This is a genomic window from Micromonospora sp. NPDC049900, from assembly GCF_044461025.1.
Classification (GTDB): Bacteria; Actinomycetota; Actinomycetes; order Mycobacteriales; family Micromonosporaceae; genus Micromonospora.
Genome location: NZ_JBITKM010000002.1, coordinates 88,393 through 106,023, shown reverse-complemented (window position 1 = coordinate 106,023; position 17,631 = coordinate 88,393). Strand labels below are relative to the sequence as shown.

The following is a 17,631-nucleotide window of genomic DNA, read 5'->3' as shown; positions in this document are numbered from 1 at the left end:
GCGTGCTATGCGCGCCACGGGGCGCGGTGCCCGTGCAGCCACCAGTGCAGCGCCCGGGTGATCCGGGGCAGCACCAGATAGGTCATCAGCGGGGTCAGGGTGAGCGTCATGACCAGGACCCGGGCCGCCACCGGCAACTCCGGTAGGAAGTGGCCGGTGAGCAGCGTCGCGGTGAGGCTGAGCGGGAAGAAAGCCAGCCAGATGGTGATCGCCTGCTTCCAGCGGGGCGGCGAGGCGGGCACCGTCGGCGTCGCGTCCAGCAACTCCACGGTCTCCTCGCGGGGCGGGTCGAACCAGCCCTCGATGCCGGTCCGTCGCTCGACCCGGGTGTGCTCGACGATGCCCTGTGCCGAGGTCAGCCACCAGTGCCGCTGCGGCGACTCCTCCCAGCGGCGCAGCGTGTCCGGGTCGGCGAAGCGGTAGAGCATGTGCCACTCGCCCGAACCGGGTGCGCTGCGGACCCAACCGGCGCCCAGGAAGCCTGGGAACACCTCGGCCAGCGCCGTACCGGCCCGCATCCACGCCACCATCTCGTCGGTGCGGGCGGGGTCGGCACGTCGGGCCACGGCGACGGTCACCGGCGCGGCGGAGCTCACGGTCATGCCTCCCATGGTGCGCGCGCCGACCCGTGACGGCCCCTCGGCGGGCGGTCGATGTAACGCAACGCACCACCGGGGCCCGCCACGACGGTTAGCCCCGGCATCGCCGGGTAGGTGGGGGCGATGACCAGATCCCAGCCCCGACGTGCCCGTGGCACGGTCGGCCACGCGTACAGCGCGCTCAACCTGAGGCTCGTACTGGCCGGCTTCGGGCTCGTCTCCATGGTCGTCTTCGCGGTGCTGGCGTTCCGTGCCGACGTGGCCTGGTTGGGTGTCGTCTGCGTCGTTCTCGCGGTGATCGCCGTCGTCGACCTGGCCGTCATCCAACGTCGTCGTGCCGCCCGCCGCCGCGAGGAACCCGGCGTACGGCACTCGCTCTTCGAGTGACGGGAGAAGCCCTGATGTCCATCGCCACCACCGACCCCCGGTCCGGGCAAGTGCTCAAGACGTACGAGGCGATGTCCGACGCGCAGGTCGACGAGGCGATCGAGCGGACCCACCTGGCGTACCGGGACCTGCGGTCCACCACGATCGCGCAGCGCGGGCGGTGGCTGACGGCGGCGGCCGACCTGCTGGAGGCGGAGCGCGACGAGATCGCCCGGCTGATGACCACCGAGATGGGCAAGACCCTCGCCGCGTCGAAGGCCGAGGTCACCAAGTGCGCCAGCGCATGCCGGTTCTACGCCCGGCACGCCGCGGAGTTCCTGGCCGATCGTCCGGCCGACGCGTCGGCGGTCTCCGCGACCCGGGCGTTCGTCCGCTACCAGCCGATCGGGCCGGTGCTGGCGGTGATGCCGTGGAACTTCCCGCTCTGGCAGGTGGTCCGGTTCGCCGCGCCGGCGCTGATGGCCGGCAACACCGGACTGCTCAAACATGCCTCCAACGTGCCGCAGACGGCACTGACGCTGGAGAGCGTGTTCCGGCGGGCCGGCTTCCCCGAAGGTGCCTTCACCGCGCTGCTGGTCGGCTCCGACGCCGTCGACCGGATCCTGAGCGACCCCCGGGTCCGGGCCGCCACACTCACCGGCAGTGAGCCCGCCGGCCGCTCGATCGCCCAGATCGCCGGCCGGGAACTCAAGAAGACCGTGCTGGAACTGGGTGGCAGCGACCCGTTCGTGGTGATGCCCTCGGCCGACGTGGACCTCGCCGCCGAGGTGGCCACCACCGCCCGCTGCCAGAACAACGGCCAGTCCTGCATCGCGGCCAAGCGGTTCATCGTGCACACCGACGTGTACGAGGCGTTCGCCGAGGCGTTCGCACACCGGATGTCGGCGCTACGGGTCGGTGACCCGATGGACGACGACACCGACGTCGGGCCGCTCGCCTCCGAGCGGGGGCGCGACGAGGTCGACGCCCAGGTGCGGGACGCCGTCGACCGGGGCGCCACCGTGCTCTGCGGCGGCGAGAAGCCGACCGGCGACGGCTGGTTCTATCCGCCGACCGTGGTCACCGACCTGCGGCCGGACATGCGGATGTGGAGCGAGGAGGTGTTCGGGCCGGTCGCCGGGCTGTACCGGGTCTCGTCGTACGACGAGGCGATCGAGGTGGCCAACGGCACCCCGTACGGCCTCGGCTCGAACGCCTGGACCCGCGACCCGCAGGAGCAGGAGCGCTTCGCCACCGACCTGGACGCGGGAGCCGTCTTCGTCAACGGCATGACCACCTCGTACCCGGAACTGCCCTTCGGCGGGGTGAAGAACTCCGGCTACGGCCGGGAACTGTCGGCGCAGGGCATGCACGAGTTCTGCAACGTCAAGACCGTCTGGGTGGGCGAGGGCGCGGCCACCGCCGGTGCGGGCGCCCACGCCGAGTAGTTGCACACGAGCGGTGCGGAGCGGATTGCCGCCACGGGGGTGATTTTGCTGGTCACGCCCGCCTCCGGCGTCTCGGATGCTGGGCAGGTTGTTGTTAATTCCTATCGGGTGGATAGGGTTACTGTCGTGATCAAGAGCCATTTCACCTGGCACCGGCGGCGCTGGCATGTGGACCTGCGCCGCACCGCCGGTGCCCTGTGTCGGCTCTAGACGACCCGCCGGCCTGACGACTCGGCCGGCGCCGCCCCCTCTCTCGGTGACCCGCTCGGGCACCCCCATCGGCTCACCCTCGACGGCCACCTCTGCCTTCGCGCGGGCCGACTCTCCCCGGAACCGGTGATCCTTCGCGCCGTTCCACACCCCTCACCGCACAGAGATCAGGTCAGCATGTCCGAAATCGGCTCACCGGCGGTGGTGGACTTCCACGTCCACTACGTCGACCCCGCCCATCCACCCGCCCTGTGGGCGTCCGCCAGACCCGAGGTGGCCGCGCTCCGGGAGCGGACCGTCCGGCGCATCGTCGACCTCGACGACGTCCTGGCGTCCGCCGAGGCCGGAGGCGTCGCCACCCGGGTGCTCAACGCTCCGCCGTCCCTGGTCGCCGCCGCCGGTACGACCCTGACCGCCCGGGTGATCCGGGAGATCAACGATCACCTGGCCCGCCAGGTCGCCGTCCACCCGGGCCGACTGGTGGGACTGGCGACCATCGACGCCTGGCAGGGGGAGGAGGCCGCCACCGAACTCCGGCGCGCGGTGACCGAGCTGCACCTGTCCGGTGCGGTCGTCGACGCCGCCGCGAGCGGAGGGGACCGGTTGCTCGACGACCCGGCCGCCTACCCGACGCTGCGGACGGCAGCGGAACTCGGCGTGCCGGTGTTCGTACATCCGATCAACCCGCGCGGCTTCACCGACCAGCTCGAAGGGATCGGCCGTGCCGGCACCCTGCTCGCCCGTGGCGCGATCGACGCCGCGAGCCTGCTGGCGCTGCTCAACTCCCGGGTCGTCGACGACCTGCCGCACCTGCGGATCGTCATCCCGCTGATCGGTGCCCCGGCCCTGCTGCTCGGCACCTTCACCGGGCTGACCGCGAAGATCAGCCGGCACGCGCCGGAACACCTCCGGCGGCACGTCTACGTCGACACCATGGGATTCGACCCGGCCAGCATCCGCTACCTGGTCGACGTGGTCGGTGCCGATCACGTCCTGGTCGGATCGGACTCGCCGATCGTGGCCGAGTCGATCCACCGGGACGAGGTCCTCGCCGCGCTCGCCTCGGCGGGACTGGACGAGGCGGAGGTGGCCGCCGTCGCCGGGGGCAACGCGCGCCGTCTGCTCGGCATCGTCGAGGCGGCCGACGGATGACCGCCCACCCCGTGGCCCCCGTGCTCGCCGACGGCGCCGAGGCGGTACGCGTCGCCTCCGAGTTGGCGCGGCGGTTCGCGCCCGGCGCACGGGACCGAGACCGGAACCGGGCCGTCCCCACCGCCGAACTCCAGCAGGTCGCGGCCTCCGGGTTGCTCGGCATCACGGTTCCCCGGGCGTACGGCGGTGCCGCCGTCGGTCACCGCGACCTGGCCGACGTGTTCCGGGTGCTCGCCGTCGCGGACGCCTCCATCAGCCAGGTGCTCCAGAACCACTTCGTCTTCGTCCGGGTGCTGCGTGACCGGGGCACCCCGGCACAGCAGGAGTTCCTTCTCGGCGAGGTGCTGCGTGGCGCCCGTTTCGGCAACGCGATGGCCGAACGGGGCGTCGATCGCCGCAAGGGCGAGACGTCGACGTCGCTGCGGGCGCTGCCCGGCACGACGGACCTGCGGCTGGACGGCCGCAAGTACTACACGACCGGTGCCTCCACCGCGGACTGGGTGCCGGTGAAGACCCGGGATCCGGACGGCGTCGACGTGGTCGCCTTCGTCCGGCAGGGCACCCCCGGACTCTCCTTCGGCGACGACTGGACCGCTCTCGGTCAGCGCGGTACGCACAGCGGCAGCACCCTGCTCACCGACGTGCGGGTGCCGGTCGAGCAGATCGTGCGGTGGCCGTACGACGGCGCGGAACTGCGTACCGCCGGTGCCGCCGGACAACTGCTGCACGCGGCGATCGACGTCGGGATCGCCGAATCGGCGCTGGCCGCCGCAGCCGAGTACGTGCGTACCCGGACCCGCGCCTACGCCGACAGCCCGTGGGAGCGGGCCGCCGACGAGCACCACCTGATCAACGACGTCGGCCGGCAGACCGTCCAGGTACGCGCGGCCCGCGCGTTGCTGGAACGGGCCGCCGACGCGGTCGACGCGGCCGAGGCCGACCCGGTCCTGGAGGCCGGGAAGGTCGCCGAGGCGTCGCTCGCCGTCGCCGCCGCCCGCGCGTTCACCGCCGAGACCGCGGTGACCACCGCCAGCGAGCTGTTCTCCTACGCCGGCACCAGCGCCACCGACGAGGAACACGGGCTGGACCGGTTCTGGCGCGACGCCCGGACGCACACCCTGCACGACCCGACCCGCTGGAAGTACCACCACCTCGGCAACCACGTGCTCAACGGCGTCGCACCCCGGGGGCCCCTGCTGTGAACGCCGTGATCGTAGGAGGAGGTATACCCCGATGACCGCGCCTGCCCTGTCCACCGTGGACGCCACGGTCGGTCGGCCGACCGGTGGCCCGGCCGGCCCGCCGGCGCGCCGCAGCCCGGCACGGCGCCGGCTGCTCAAGTCGGCCCGACGGGTGCTGGTGCCGGTCCTGCTCGTCGGCGTCTGGCAACTGGCCTCCAGCGTCGGCTGGCTGAACCCGACCACGTTCGCCAGCCCGCGGATGGTCTGGGACCGGTTCGTCGAGTTCGCCGAGAGCGGCGTGCTGGCGACGAACGTGCTGGCCTCCCTGCAACGGGTGGTACTGGGACTGCTGGTCGGCATCCTGATCGGCGTGCTGCTGGGGTTGGCGACCGGGCTGTCCCGAGTGGCCGACGAACTCGTCGACCCGCCGCTGCAGATGTTGCGGGCCGTGCCGACGCTGGGCATGATGCCGCTGCTCCTGCTCTGGCTCGGTATCGACGAGGCGCTGAAGGTCGGCCTGGTCGCGATCGGCGTGATCTTTCCGATCTACCTGAACTTCAGCAAGGGCATCCGTTCGGTCGACCCACGGTTCCGGGAACTCGCACAGAGCTGCGGGGCCTCCCGGTACGCCGTGATCCGGCACATCATCCTGCCCGGAGCGCTACCGCACCTGCTCATCGGACTGCGGTTCTCGTTGGCGATCGCCTGGCTCAGCCTGGTCTTCGGCGAGACCGTCGCGGCGGAGTCCGGCATCGGCTACATGCTGACCCGGGCCAAGGACTTCCTGCAGACCGACACGATCGTGCTCTGTCTGGCCCTGTACGCGCTGCTCGGCCTGGCCATCGAGGGCCTGGTCCGGGTCATCGAATGGAAGACCCTGTCGTGGCGACGAGAGTTCGTGGACCGATGAGCGTGGCGTCGCCGGACATCGCCGGCATCTCCGTACGCGGGCTGCGCAAGCACTACGGCAGCCGCCTCATCCTGGACACCGTCGACCTGGAGGTACGCCACGGCGAGTTCCTGGTCATCGTCGGCGAGAGCGGCGGGGGCAAGAGCACCCTGCTGCGCGCGCTGGCGGCTCTCGACACCGACCACGAGGGTGAGCTGTCCGTCCGGCAGCCGGTCGCGGTCGGCTTCCAGGACGCCCGGCTCCTGCCCTGGCGCTCGGTCTGGGAGAACGTCGTCTTCGGGCTGCGCGGCAACCGCGCCGCGTTGCGCCGGCAGGCCGTGGAGGTGCTCGCCGAGGTCGGCCTGGACGCCCTCGCCGACGCCTGGCCGGGCACGCTCTCCGGCGGCGAGGCGCAGCGGGCCGCGCTCGCCCGCGCGCTCGTCCGGCGGCCGGAGGTGCTGCTGCTCGACGAGCCGTTCGGCGCCCTCGACGCGTTGACCCGGCTCCGGATGCAGGCACTGGTCCACTCGCTGTGGAAGGCGCACGGCTTCACCACCGTCCTGGTCACCCACGACGTCGACGAGGCGATCGTGCTCGCCGACCGGATCCTCGTGCTGACCGGCGGCCGGCTCGCCGACGAGGTCAGACCCCACTTCACCGGTGCCCGCACCCGCGAGGACCCCGGCTTCGAGCGGACCCGGATCCGGATCCTCGAACAGCTCGGTGCCGCCCACTACGAAACCGAACTCGGCCGGCACTGACCGGCACCCCTGTCGAAAGGCACAACCATGATCGACCGCAGAACCCGTCGGGCACCCCTGCTCGCCGCCGTGCTCACCGTCGCCGTCGCACTGACCGGCTGCGGTGGCGGAGGCGGCGCGGCCAACGCCGACGGCACGGTCTCGCTCACCCTGGTCACCACCGACCTGTACGGCTACACACCGCTGTTCGAGGCGAAGAACCTCCAGGTGCCCGGCGTGCAGATCACATACCGGGAGTTCGCCAACTCGGTCGAACTGAACTCGGCCATGGAGGCCGGTCAGATCGACATCTCCGACACCGGTGACATCGGTCCGATCACCGCGGCGGCCTCCGGAAGCCGGCAGAAGGTCATCGGCTGCACCAAGCCCAACGACCAGAACATCAAGTACATCGTGCGTCGTGACTCCGGGATCACCAGCTTCGCCGACCTGGTGGGCAAGCGCGTCGGCATGCCGATCCGCTCCAACCACGGGCTGTTGTACGAGCGGCTGCTGAAGAAGAACAACCTCACCGACAACGACGTCAAGGCGGTCAACATCTCCGGTGCCGACGGCGTCAACGCCCTCGTCAAGGGCGACATCGAGGCGTACTCGGCGAACGCCCCCGGATCGCCGGACATCCTGGAGCGCTACCCGGAACTGGTGGAGATCGACGGGATCGCCGGCACCGTGAACAACCTTTACTGCCTGCGGGTCAGCCCCCAGGCGTACGAGCAGAAGCACGCGGCGTTGCGGGCCTTCTTCCAGGCGGCTGCGGAACTCGGACTCTGGGCCTCCCAGCATCCCGACGAGGCGGCGCAGGTCGTCAAGCCGCACGTGGACTACAGCCTGACGACCCTGTCCACCACCTTCCGGATCAGCGGTGCCGGCTACCAACCGATCGACGACGCGTTCCTGCTCCGCCAGCAGGAGTTCGCCGACGAACTGCTCTCCGTCGAGTTCATCGAGAAGCCGGTCGACGTGAAGCAGGTCTTCGTCGGCGACTTCAACGACGTCCTGCCGGCGGCCTGACGTGGGCACGTCACCGCGTCTCGGGGTGTGGACGCCGATCAGCGGGAACTGGGCGGTGCGCCGGCATCCGGACGAGTACCTCGACGGCAGCTACGCCGACAACCGGCGGACCGTCGTCGAGGCCGAACGGCTCGGCCTCGACACCACCCTCATCGCCCAGCACACCGTCAACCCGGGTGACCCGGACGGCGACGTCATCGACACCTGGACGACGTCGGCCGCGATCGCCGAGGCGACCTCCCGCATCGAGATCATCGCTGCGGTCAAGCCCTTCCTCTACAACCCGGGCGTACTGGCCAAGATGGCGACCCAGATCGGCCACATCAGCCGGGGCCGGTTCGCGATCAACCTGGTGTCGGGCTGGTTCCTGCCCGAGATCACCAGACTCGGTCTGCCGCTGATCGACCACGACCGCCGGTACGACTACTCGCGCGAATGGCTGTCCATCGTGGAGCAGGCGTGGGCGGGTGGACCGGTGACCGCGACCGGCGACTATCTGCGCGCCGACGACCTGCGGCTGCGCCCGCTGCCGTACGCCGGCAGCCCGCCGCTGGTCTACTTCGGCGGCGAGTCGGAGCCGGCCCGTGCCCTCGCCGCCGCGGCGGCGGACGTCTTCCTGATCAACGGCCGACCGCTGGAGGGCCCCGACGGGGTGCGGGCGGTCATCGCCGACCTGCGGTCCCGGCCCCGCACCGGGCGCGCGCCGCTGCGGTTCGGGCTGACCAGCTTCCTCATCGCCCGCCCGACCGAGAGCGAGGCGAAGGAGGAGTTCGACCGGCTCTGGCGGTTGACCCAGGAACAGCGCAAGCCGATCGAGGGCGCGGATCCGGCCCGGGTGATGGGCCGCAACGCGGTCGGGGTGGCCAGTGTCGGCACGAACGGCGGAACCCTCTCCGGCCTGGTCGGCAGCTACGCGCAGATCGCCGACCGGATCAGCGCTTTCGCCGATGCCGGCGTGGACACGTTCCTGTTCCAGTTCCAGCCGCACTTCGCCGAGATGGAACGCTTCGCCACCGAGGTCGCCCCGCTGCTGCGCTCCCGACACGGCGCACCGGTGGGCTGACCGCTCGACCGATGGAATGAAAGGAGGGGTCCCCTGCTATGCACCAGGCGGTAGCAGGGGACCCCTGCTTACATCGCGCCGCGCGTGGGTAGGGAAAGCCCGCATGACGGCGATCGGCTTCCACGCCTCCCACGAGCAGATCCACCCGCGCGCGCTGCTGGAAGCGGTGATCCACGCCGAGCGGGTCGGCTTCGACGCGGCCATGTGCTCCGACCACTTCGCGCCGTGGAGCGAACGCCAGGGCCACTCCGGGTTCGCCTGGTCCTGGCTCGGCTCCGCGCTCCAGGCCACCGACCTCTCCTTCGGCGTGGTCAACGCGCCCGGGCAGCGCTACCACCCGGCGATCATCGCCCAGGCGATCGGCACCCTCGGCGCGATGTACCCGGGGCGTTTCTGGGCCGCCCTCGGCTCCGGAGAGGCCGCCAACGAGCACGTCACCGGCGAGGTCTGGCCGCGCAAGGACGTCCGCAACGCCCGGCTGCGCGAGTGCGTGGACGTCATCCGCGCGCTGCTCGCCGGTGAGGAGGTCAGCCACGACGGCCTGGTACGCGTGGACCGGGCCCGACTGTGGAGCCGCCCCGAGCAGCCTCCGGCCCTGGTCGGCGCGGCGGTCAGCGTCGAGACCGCCCGCTGGTGCGCGGAGTGGGCGGACGGGCTGATCACCGTCAACGCCGCACCCGAGCACCTGCGGCGGATGATCGACGCGTACCGGGAGGGCGGCGGTCGCGGGCCGGTGCATCTCCAGGTGCACCTGAGCTGGGCGCCGGACCAGGGCGAGGCCGAGGCGATCGCGTACGACCAGTGGCGCAGCAACGTCTTCGCGCCGCCGGTCTGCTGGGACCTGGCCACCCCGGAACACTTCGACGTGGTCTCCGCCGAGGTGCCGATGAGCCGCCTCGCCGAGGTGGTCAACATCTCCGCCGACCTGGGCCGGCACGTGGGCTGGTTGGAGGAGTACGTCGACCTCGGGTTCGACCAGATCGCGCTGCACCACGTCGGGCAGGAGCAGCGGCCGTTCCTCGACGCGTTCGGCGAGCAGGTGCTACCGAAGCTGCGCGGTCGCAGCGGCTGAGCAGCGCTTCTCCGCAGACGGTCGTCCGTGGGGGCGGCCGGTACCTGTCATTCTCCCGTCCGACCCTCCCGGGGACCGGGGCCGGGGACGGCGACGGCTCAGTCGAGGCGGCGGGCCAGCACCTGTCCCGGCCATTGCGTGCCGTCCGGTCGGGACACGGCGAACGGATCGGTGGCGGTGAAGCCCTGCCGCTCGTACCAGCGGACCAGCGCGCCGTCGTCGCCCGCGTAGCAGTCCACCCGCAGCAGGTCCACACCGCGTTCCCGGGCCAGCTCGGCGGCGTGTGCCAGCAGCCGGCCACCGATTCCGGCACCGGCGTGCGCCCGATCGGTGACCAGCAGGTTCACGTACAGCTCCGGCTCGGTGGCGGGTGGCACGTACTCGGTGGCGTCGCCCACCACCAGCGCCCCGACCGGCTGCCCGGCCACCTCGGCCAGCCACAGCCCGCCGCCGACGGCCCCCCACCCGGGGTTCAGGAGACGGTGCAGGGGGAGCCGTTGACGGTGACCAGGGCGGGGTCGGGGTTGGCCCCCGGCCCGGTGGTGGCGTTGAAGCCGAAGGTCACCGTGCCGCCCGGGTTGATCCGGGCGTTGTACGACTCGTTCTTGGCGGTCACCGTGGCACCGGCCTGCGTCACCTTCGCCGTCCAGGCCTCCCGGACCTTGGCGTCGCCGGTGAAGGCGAAGCGGGCGGTCCAGCCGTTCACCGCGCTGGTGCCGGTGTTGCGGATGGCCACCTGGGCGGTGAAGCCGGTGCCGCCCTGCCAGAAGCCGTAGTTGGTGTACGACACCGAGCACGTCGGCGCCGGTACGGCCGAGGCGTCACCCTGGTCGGCGAGGAACGAGGAGATCCAGGTCAGCGCCGAGTTCCAGTTGATGGCGACCTCGTTGGTGGAGTACGAGGCGATGTCGTCGACGAAGCAGAACATCGGCGCGCAGCCGGCCAGCAACTGCTCCACGAACGGGTCCTGGAGGGCGGCGTTCGGGCCGCCGGCCAGCGAGCCGACCGGAGGCTTGGGCATGGACGGGTCGAGCTGGTGGCCGAAGATGCGGCTGTGCTGGTTCTCCGCCGCGTGCTCGCCCCACCCGGTCACGTACGAGATGTTCAGCGCGTTGCGGCCGAAGATGTAGTCCATCGCCTGCACCGCACCGTCGCGGTACTTCGCCTCGCGGGTCAGGTCGAACGCGGTGGCCAACACGACCGCGTTGTTGATCACGTTGCTGTTGCCGCCCCAGAAGTAGCTGCCGGCGTCACCGGGCATCGGCAGCCCGTACGCCTGCCGCTGGATCTCGGCGAGGTAGCCGTCGGCGGCGGTGGTGACCGAGGCGCGAACCCGGGCCAGGTCGGTGGCGGGCAGCCCGTTCGGCACGGTGGCCAGGTCGAGGCGGCCCAGCGCGGCCACGCTCTGCCAGCCGAAGCCCCGCGCGTCGAAGACGTCACCGGTGTGGTGCGGCGAGGCGGTCAGGTCGGTCAGGTACGCGCGCTCGCCGGTGGTCAGGTACAACTCCACGGCGGCCCAGTAGAACTCGTCGGTGACGTTGCTGTCGTCGTACGCGCCGCCGCCGTTGCCGTCGGTCGGGCTGGCGTACCGGGTGGGGTTGGCCTTGGCCGCCGCGTACGCGGTCTTGGCCGCGGTGCCGCAGCGCTGCGCGAACGCCGCGTCGTACGGGGCGAACAGCCGGGCGCACTGCGCGGCGACGGCGGCCAGGTTGAGCGTGGCGGCGGTGGACGGCGGGTGCAGCTCACGCGGCTCCGGGTCGTCCTCGGGCTGCAACGGCAGGCCGGTCCAGTTCCGGTCGTGGATCTTGTGGTGGGCCATCCCGGCCAGCGGCTTGCCGGCCGGCACCTGCATCCGCAGCAGGAACTCCAGCTCCCAGCGGGCCTCGTCGAGGATGTCGGGCACCCCGTTGTCGCGCTCCGGCAGCCGCAGCGTGCCGTCGCCGAGGGCGGTGCCGAAGCCGGCGGTGGCGGCGTTCTTGGTCCGCTCGAAGGTGCTCAGCAACTGGTAGGTGGCGATGCCGCCGTTCACGACGTACTTGCCGTGGTCACCGGCGTCGTACCAGCCGCCGCGCACGTCGAGCCGGTAGTCGCAGACCCCGGCCTGACACGGCACGTCGACATCGCCCTGGTTCGGGGCGACGCCCAGGTGACCGGCGGGACGGGCGTACTCGTCGCCGACCAGGTCGCCGTCGATGGCGATGCCGCTGCGCTGGATGTAGAAGAACTGCAACGCGTCGGAGCGCAGTCGCTCGTAGAGCGCGCCGGAGATGTCGAACGGGTGGCTCACCTCGCCGTCCACGGCGAGCGTCAGGCCCTGCCCCGGTGTGCGGTAGCCGGAGAAGTCGACGGAGTGCACGTTCTGCGCCGACGCCGGGTCGACGCCGCGCGGGGTGGTGGTGCCGCTGGCGACCACGCTGCCGGAGGCGGCGCGCAACTGCCACGGCAGGGCCTCGGTGGCGTCGGTGACGACAGTGGCGTTCTTGGGGCCGCCGGGCAGGTAGCCGACCTGGTTGACCCGGACCCGGGGGCCGGTGTCCGGCACGTACGGCTCGGGTGGGTTGCCGCCGCGCAGCGAGACGTTGTCCAGGCAGACGGTCTGCCCCTCGGCGGCGCCGCCGACCTGGAAGATGAGCTGCGCGCGCTCGTCGTCCTCGGGCGCCACGAAGGTCCGCTCGACCCGTTGCTGGGTGGGGGTGGCGGCGGCGGTGACCGAGTAGTAGCCGGTGTAGGGGGCGTTGCCCAGTTGCAGCACGGCGGTGACGTTGCTGCCGGGGGTCGCGGTGACGTCGAAGCCGAGGGTGTACTCGGCGCCGGCGACCAGCGCCACCGCGTCCTGGCCGATGCCGGCGTCCCAGGGGTTGGCCAACCCACCGGCGACGGTGGTGCAGAGTTGGCCGTCGGTCACGCCGAGCGGGCCGGTGCCGAAGGAGAACCACGGCGACACGCCGGTGCTGAAATCGCCGTTGGTGATCTGTTCGGGGGCTTCGGCCGGGGGATCGGCGTGGGCGGTGCCGGCGCTCACGGCGGCCAGCGCCACGGTGGTCGCCGCGGCGAGGACCGCGAGTCGACGTCGGGATGGCGTCACGGAATATTCCTTCCGACGAACGGGACGGAATGGTGGTGGGCGAGTGCGAGGAAGCTGGGAGCGCTCCCAGGTATCGGGCATGTTTCCAGGGTGGACGGGCCCTGTCAATCGATCCCATCCGATGGGCTCGGAGGTCGTCGGCCAGTGAGATTCGCCGCGCCACGCCCGGTCGTCCTGATCTCCTAGAGACAACGGAGCCCTTCTCCTGGCAGGCTGCGTCCCATGACCCTGAAGCTGCGTTCCGCGGGGACGAGCGACCGTGGGCTGATCCGCAGCGGCAACCAGGACGCGCTGCACGCCGGTACCTGGCTGGTGGCCGTCGCCGACGGCATGGGCGGGATGGCCGCGGGCGACCTGGCCAGCGCCATCGCCATCGAGGCGGTGGCGCCGCTGGACGTGGAGATACCCGAGCACGCGCTGGTCGCCGCGTTGCAGGACGGCATCCAGTCGGCCACCACCCGGATCCGGCAGGCGGTGAGCGAGGACCCGCAGCGGCAGGGGATGGGCACGACGCTGACCGCGCTGCTGTTCGCGCGTACCGGAAGCTGCCTGGCGCTGGCCCACGTGGGTGACTCCCGGGCGTACCTGTACCGCGACGCCGTGCTCAAGCAGATCACCCGGGACGACACATTCGTGCAGATGCTCGTCGACCAGGGGGTGATCACACCGGACCAGGCCAGCAGCCACCCCCGCCGGGCGGTGGTCACCCAGGCGCTGCAGGGCGACGAGGTGTCCCCGACGTACGCCACGATGCTGCCCCGCCACGGCGACCGCTGGCTATTGTGCAGCGACGGACTGTCCAACGTCGTCCGGGCCGAGACGCTGGCCGAGGTGCTCGCCGCCCACCCGGACCGGGATGCCTGCGCCCGCAAGCTCATCGACCTGGCGTTGCACGCCGGTGGCCCGGACAACATCACCGTGGTCATCGCGGACGTGATCGACGAGCCCTGACGCGCAGCCGCGCCCGGACCCGGTCGGCCGCGCCCAGCCGACGGCTTGGCGCGGCGGCTGACGGCTGTTAGGAAGGGTCCCCTGCTATGCACCAGGCGTTAACAGGGTGCCCTTCCTTTCACGTCAGCCGCGCCCAGCCCGCCGGGTGGGTGTGGCCGTGGTCGGGTCCTCCGGCCAGGGGTGGCGTGGGTAACGCCCCCGTAGTTCGGCGCGTACCTGCCGGTAGCCGGTACGCCAGAACGAGGCCAGGTCGGCGGTGACCGCCACCGGCCGGCCCGCCGGGGAGAGCAGGTGCAGCAGCACCGGCACCCGACCGCCGCCGACGCGGGGCGCCTGCGCCCACCCGAAGGTCTCCTGGAGCCGGACCGCCAGCACCGGCGCGTCCGGGTCGGTGTAGTCCACCCGGATCCGGGATCCGCTCGGCACGGTGATCCGCTCGGGGGCCAGCTCGTCCAGCCGACCCGCCAGTGACCAGGGCACCAGGCGGCGCAGCGCACCGGTCACGTCGACCCGGGCCAGATCGGCCCGGCGGCGGGCCCCGGCCAGCTCGGGCCCGAGCCAGTCCGGCGCGCGGGCCAGCAGCGCCTCGTCGCTGACGTCCGGCCAGTCGTCGCCGAGCGCCCGCCGGCAGAACGCCAACCGATCGCGTAGTGCCCGCGCCGCCGGGCTCCAACCCAGCAGGTCGAGGCCGACCTCGCGCAGCCCGGTCAGCAGGGCGGCGGCGACCTCCGCCGAGCTGGGTCGGGGCAGCGGCCGGTCGACCAGCTCGATGGCGCCCAGCCGGACCACCTCCCGGGCCACCACGTCGTCGCCGGACCAACCGACTTCCCGGTCGGTGCGCAGCAGCGCCGCGCCGACCTCCCGGGCGGTCGCCTCGTCCAGCACCGCGGCCCGCCGGACCCGCGCGGCCGGCGCGCCGGGCGCACGGTCCGCCACCGCCACGGCCAGCCACCCGGCACCGGCCAGCGCCGACCCCGGTGCCAGCTCCGCCGCGGTCCCGCCACTCATCAGGTACGCCGAACCGCCCGGCCGCCGCACCCGGCCCACCCGCTCCGGGTACGCCAACCCGACCAGCAACCCGGCGGCCAGGTCGTCGGGCAGGGCTCTCCCGGACGGGTCCTCGGCGGTGCCGCTCGGCAGGGCGGTACGCAGCCGGCGTACCTCGGTCCGCCAGCGGGCGGTCGCACCCGGGTCGACGCCGTCGCGCAGCCGACGCCAGGCGGCGGCGAGGTCGTCTCCGGTCCCGGCGACGGACTCCTCGGCGAGCAGCGCCACCACCTCGGCGGCCCGCCGGGCGCCCACCCGGGCGGCCCCGTCGAGCAGGGCCCGGGCCAGCCGGGGATGCGCTCCGGTGGCGGCGATCGCCCGTCCCCGCGCGGTGATCCGCCCGTCCGGGTCCAGCGCGTCGAGCGTGCCGAGCGTCTCCCGGGCCACCGCCATCGCCGCCGCCGGGGGCGGATCCGGCAGCGCCAGCCCGGTGCCGTCCGGCGCGCCCCAGGCGGCCAGGTCGAGCGCGAAGCCGGTGAGGTCGGCGGTGGCGATCTCCGGTTCCGGCTGGGCCGCCAGTCGCTCGTGGGTCGCCGGTGACCAGCAGCGGTAGACGTGCCCCGGTGCCTCGCGACCGGCCCGCCCGGCCCGCTGGGTGGCCCCGGCCCGGGACACCGGCACGGTGACCAGCGCGCCCAGTCCCCGGGCCAGGTCCAGCCGGGCGACCCGGGACAGGCCGGCGTCCACCACGGTCCGCACCCCGGGCACGGTCAGACTGCTCTCGGCCACCGCGGTGGCCAGCACCACCCGCCGTCGCGGTCCCGGGCGTAGCGCGGCGTCCTGCTCGGTGCCGTCCTGCCGGCCGTGCAGTCGTAGCACGTCGACGCGGTCGCGCAGGGCGGCCAGCCGGCCCGCGACGGCCGCGATCTCGCCCACGCCGGGAAGGAAGACCAGCAGGTCACCGTCCTGTTCGTCGAGTGCCCGCCGGACGGTCGCGGCGACGTGGTCGAGCAGCGCCCGGTCCACCGGCCCGGCGCCGGGCGGCGGCACCGGCCGGGCCGGTGGCACCCAGACCCGGGTCACCGGGTGCAGCGCCGAGGCGGCCCGGACCACCGGCGCGGGGCGGTCCCCGCCGAGCAGGGCGGCGAAGCGGTCCGCCTCCGGGGTCGCCGACATCGCCAGCAGCCACAGGTCCGGCCGCAGCGCGGCCCGGGACTCCACGCTGAAGGCGAGCGCGAGATCGGCGTCGAGCTGTCGTTCGTGGACCTCGTCCAGCAGCACCGCGCCGACGCCGGCCAGTTCCGGGTCGTGCTGCAACCGGCGGACCAGCAGCCCGGTGGTGACCACCTCGACCCGGGTCCGCGCGCCGACCCGCCGGTCGCCCCGCACCGCGTAACCGACCCGGTCACCGACCCGCTCGCCGAGCAGCGTCGCCATCCGCCGGGCGGCGGCCCGGGCGGCCACCCGCCGGGGCTGGGCGACGAGCACGCGCCCGGCGACCGCCTCGGCCACCGCCAGCGGGGCGAGCGTGGTCTTGCCGGTGCCCGGCGGGGCGACGAGGACCGCGGTCCCCGCCGCGCGCAGCGCCGCCACCAGCGCCGGCAGCGCGGGACGGACCGGCAGGTCGAGGGGTACGTCGGAGAGCACGGCCCAGTCTCGCACCGGCTCTGCGGCCCCGGTCGACGTGTCCGCTGCGCCTCGGTCGACGGGCCGGTCTCCCGCCTCGACGTGCCCGCCTGCCCGGCGCGGCCCGCGCAGGCGGCGGATCAGCCGGCGTGGACCCCGTCGACGCCGGTGACGAAGGCGTGCCAGGCCGACGGCGGGAAGCTCAGCACGGGGCCGGGACGGTCCTTGCTGTCCCGCACCGCCACCCGACCGTCGACGACGGCGACCTCGACGCAGTTGCCGTTGCCCACGCTGCGCGTACTGGTACGCCAGTTAGCCCGGGACAGGTCGAGCGCGGTCATCGCGATCCCTTCGTCGATACCGACCGTGACCGCGCCGAACGGTCACGTAAAGTAACGAGAAGCTTCCTTCAGGCGTACCAAAGACGCCGCTGGATCAAGCGCCAGGCGTCGCAGCCTCTCGTGCACAAGGCTATACGAGCGCACCTGCGCGACCTCTTCCAGTGCCAGGCCTGTCGTGAGGTTTTCCAGGTAAACCACGGCCGCGTCGGCGGCGTCGGCAAACGTGAGGATCACGTACGGCGAGTTCATCGCCGGGTGGCCGCCGGCCGCGAATGGAAGTACCTGGATGGTGACGTTGGGTAGCTGTGCGGTGGTCTCCAGGTGGGCGAGTTGCTCCGCCATGACCGCTCGTTCGCTCACGGGGCGTAGCAGTACCGCCTCGTTCAGCACCACCGACAGCTCAGCCGGTTCGTCGCTGCGCAGCACGTCCTGGCGGCGCAGCCGGGCGGCCACCTTGCGGTCGATGTCGTCCTCGCCCGCGGTGAGCCGGTAGACCTCCCGGGCGTACGCCTCGGTCTGTAGCAGCCCCGGCACCGCCTCCGCCTCGTACGTGCGCAGGGTGGCCGCCTCGGCCTCCAGTCCGACGTAGAACTCGAACCACTCCGGCAGGACGTCGCTGTAGTGCTGCCACCAGCCCCGCTGCTGCGCGCCCCGGGCGATCTCGATGAGCGCCTCGGCGTCGTTGCCGGTCACCTGGTACAGCGCCAGCGCGGCCCGGACGTCGCGCGGCTTGATGCCGATCTGGGCGTTCTCGATGCGGGAGAGGTTGCTCTTGGACATGTCCAGTTGCCGGGCGGCGACGTCCAGGGTCATGCCGGCGCGTTCGCGCAACTGGCGGAGTTCCCGGGCGATGCGGCGGCGGCGAACGGTGGGGCTCGCAGTCACCCTC

General features: G+C 72.6%; 16 protein-coding genes. 10 read left to right on the top strand and 6 right to left on the bottom strand.

All coding sequences use genetic code 11. The features are described 5' to 3' along the window. Nucleotides 1-5 precede the first annotated feature (5 nt). A complete protein-coding gene (locus ACIBMZ_RS05045) occupies nt 6-602 on the bottom strand; it encodes an antibiotic biosynthesis monooxygenase (protein ID WP_396691209.1) in 597 nt (198 codons plus the stop codon). Nucleotides 603-722: 120 nt separating this feature from the next. Between ACIBMZ_RS05045 and ACIBMZ_RS05040 the strand changes: the two genes are divergently transcribed. The 9 genes from ACIBMZ_RS05040 to ACIBMZ_RS05000 all read left to right on the top strand — a co-directional run bounded on the left by ACIBMZ_RS05040 (nt 723) and on the right by ACIBMZ_RS05000 (nt 9,752). Next, the gene (locus ACIBMZ_RS05040; protein ID WP_396691207.1) at nt 723-986 is read left to right on the top strand and encodes a DUF6343 family protein; all 264 of its coding nucleotides are present in this window, start codon (nt 723-725) and stop codon (nt 984-986) included. Between the two features lie 14 nt (nt 987-1,000). Beyond that, the gene (locus tag ACIBMZ_RS05035; protein ID WP_396691205.1) at nt 1,001-2,413 is read left to right on the top strand and encodes an NADP-dependent succinic semialdehyde dehydrogenase; all 1,413 of its coding nucleotides are present in this window, start codon (nt 1,001-1,003) and stop codon (nt 2,411-2,413) included. 387 nt (nt 2,414-2,800) lie between these two features. After that, a complete protein-coding gene (locus tag ACIBMZ_RS05030; RefSeq protein WP_396691203.1) occupies nt 2,801-3,775 on the top strand; it encodes an amidohydrolase family protein in 975 nt (324 codons plus the stop codon). Beyond that, nucleotides 3,772-4,977: an SfnB family sulfur acquisition oxidoreductase gene (locus ACIBMZ_RS05025; protein WP_396691201.1), complete on the top strand. Its 1,206-nt coding sequence runs from the start codon at nt 3,772-3,774 to the stop codon at nt 4,975-4,977. The genes ACIBMZ_RS05030 and ACIBMZ_RS05025 overlap by 4 nt, the downstream gene beginning before the upstream one ends. A 31-nt stretch (nt 4,978-5,008) precedes the next feature. Then, nucleotides 5,009-5,866 carry an ABC transporter permease gene (locus ACIBMZ_RS05020; protein ID WP_396691199.1) on the top strand — a complete coding sequence of 286 codons (858 nt, stop codon included), beginning with the start codon at nt 5,009-5,011 and terminating at the stop codon, nt 5,864-5,866. After that, the gene (locus ACIBMZ_RS05015) at nt 5,863-6,606 is read left to right on the top strand and encodes an ABC transporter ATP-binding protein (RefSeq protein ID WP_396691197.1); all 744 of its coding nucleotides are present in this window, start codon (nt 5,863-5,865) and stop codon (nt 6,604-6,606) included. Before ACIBMZ_RS05020 ends, ACIBMZ_RS05015 begins: the two co-directional genes overlap by 4 nt. Before the next feature lie 27 nt (nt 6,607-6,633). Further along, nucleotides 6,634-7,617 carry an ABC transporter substrate-binding protein gene (locus ACIBMZ_RS05010; protein WP_396691195.1) on the top strand — a complete coding sequence of 328 codons (984 nt, stop codon included), beginning with the start codon at nt 6,634-6,636 and terminating at the stop codon, nt 7,615-7,617. 1 nt (nt 7,618) lies between these two features. Next, the gene (locus tag ACIBMZ_RS05005) at nt 7,619-8,680 is read left to right on the top strand and encodes an LLM class flavin-dependent oxidoreductase (RefSeq protein WP_396691193.1); all 1,062 of its coding nucleotides are present in this window, start codon (nt 7,619-7,621) and stop codon (nt 8,678-8,680) included. A 103-nt stretch (nt 8,681-8,783) separates the two neighbouring features. Next, nucleotides 8,784-9,752: a TIGR03885 family FMN-dependent LLM class oxidoreductase gene (locus ACIBMZ_RS05000; RefSeq protein ID WP_396691191.1), complete on the top strand. Its 969-nt coding sequence runs from the start codon at nt 8,784-8,786 to the stop codon at nt 9,750-9,752. A 98-nt stretch (nt 9,753-9,850) separates the two neighbouring features. On the opposite strand, the gene ACIBMZ_RS04995 is transcribed toward ACIBMZ_RS05000, so the two are convergent. Beyond that, nucleotides 9,851-10,228 carry a GNAT family N-acetyltransferase gene (locus ACIBMZ_RS04995; protein WP_396691871.1) on the bottom strand — a complete coding sequence of 126 codons (378 nt, stop codon included), beginning with the start codon at nt 10,226-10,228 and terminating at the stop codon, nt 9,851-9,853. Next, nucleotides 10,225-12,837 (bottom strand): glycoside hydrolase family 9 protein, encoded by a 2,613-nt coding sequence (locus ACIBMZ_RS04990; RefSeq protein WP_396691189.1) that lies wholly within the window; start codon nt 12,835-12,837, stop codon nt 10,225-10,227. Before ACIBMZ_RS04990 ends, ACIBMZ_RS04995 begins: the two co-directional genes overlap by 4 nt. 222 nt (nt 12,838-13,059) lie before the next feature. Here ACIBMZ_RS04990 and ACIBMZ_RS04985 point away from each other — a divergent pair, with 222 nt between their 5' ends. After that, nucleotides 13,060-13,788, top strand: coding sequence for a PP2C family protein-serine/threonine phosphatase (locus ACIBMZ_RS04985; RefSeq protein WP_396691187.1), 729 nt, complete (start codon nt 13,060-13,062; stop codon nt 13,786-13,788). 123 nt (nt 13,789-13,911) lie between these two features. Here the strand turns inward: ACIBMZ_RS04985 and hrpB are convergent, their stop codons facing one another. The 3 genes from hrpB to ACIBMZ_RS04970 all read right to left on the bottom strand — a co-directional run bounded on the left by hrpB (nt 13,912) and on the right by ACIBMZ_RS04970 (nt 17,627). Continuing rightward, nucleotides 13,912-16,422: an ATP-dependent helicase HrpB gene (gene hrpB, locus ACIBMZ_RS04980; RefSeq protein ID WP_396691870.1), complete on the bottom strand. Its 2,511-nt coding sequence runs from the start codon at nt 16,420-16,422 to the stop codon at nt 13,912-13,914. 119 nt (nt 16,423-16,541) lie between these two features. Further along, nucleotides 16,542-16,742, bottom strand: a complete 201-nt coding sequence (locus tag ACIBMZ_RS04975) for a DUF397 domain-containing protein (RefSeq protein WP_396691185.1) — start codon at nt 16,740-16,742, stop codon at nt 16,542-16,544. A gap of 42 nt (nt 16,743-16,784) precedes the next feature. Further along, complete coding sequence (locus ACIBMZ_RS04970) at nt 16,785-17,627, bottom strand: helix-turn-helix domain-containing protein (RefSeq protein ID WP_396691183.1); 843 nt, start codon at nt 17,625-17,627, stop codon at nt 16,785-16,787. Between the last annotated feature and the right edge of the window lie 4 nt (nt 17,628-17,631).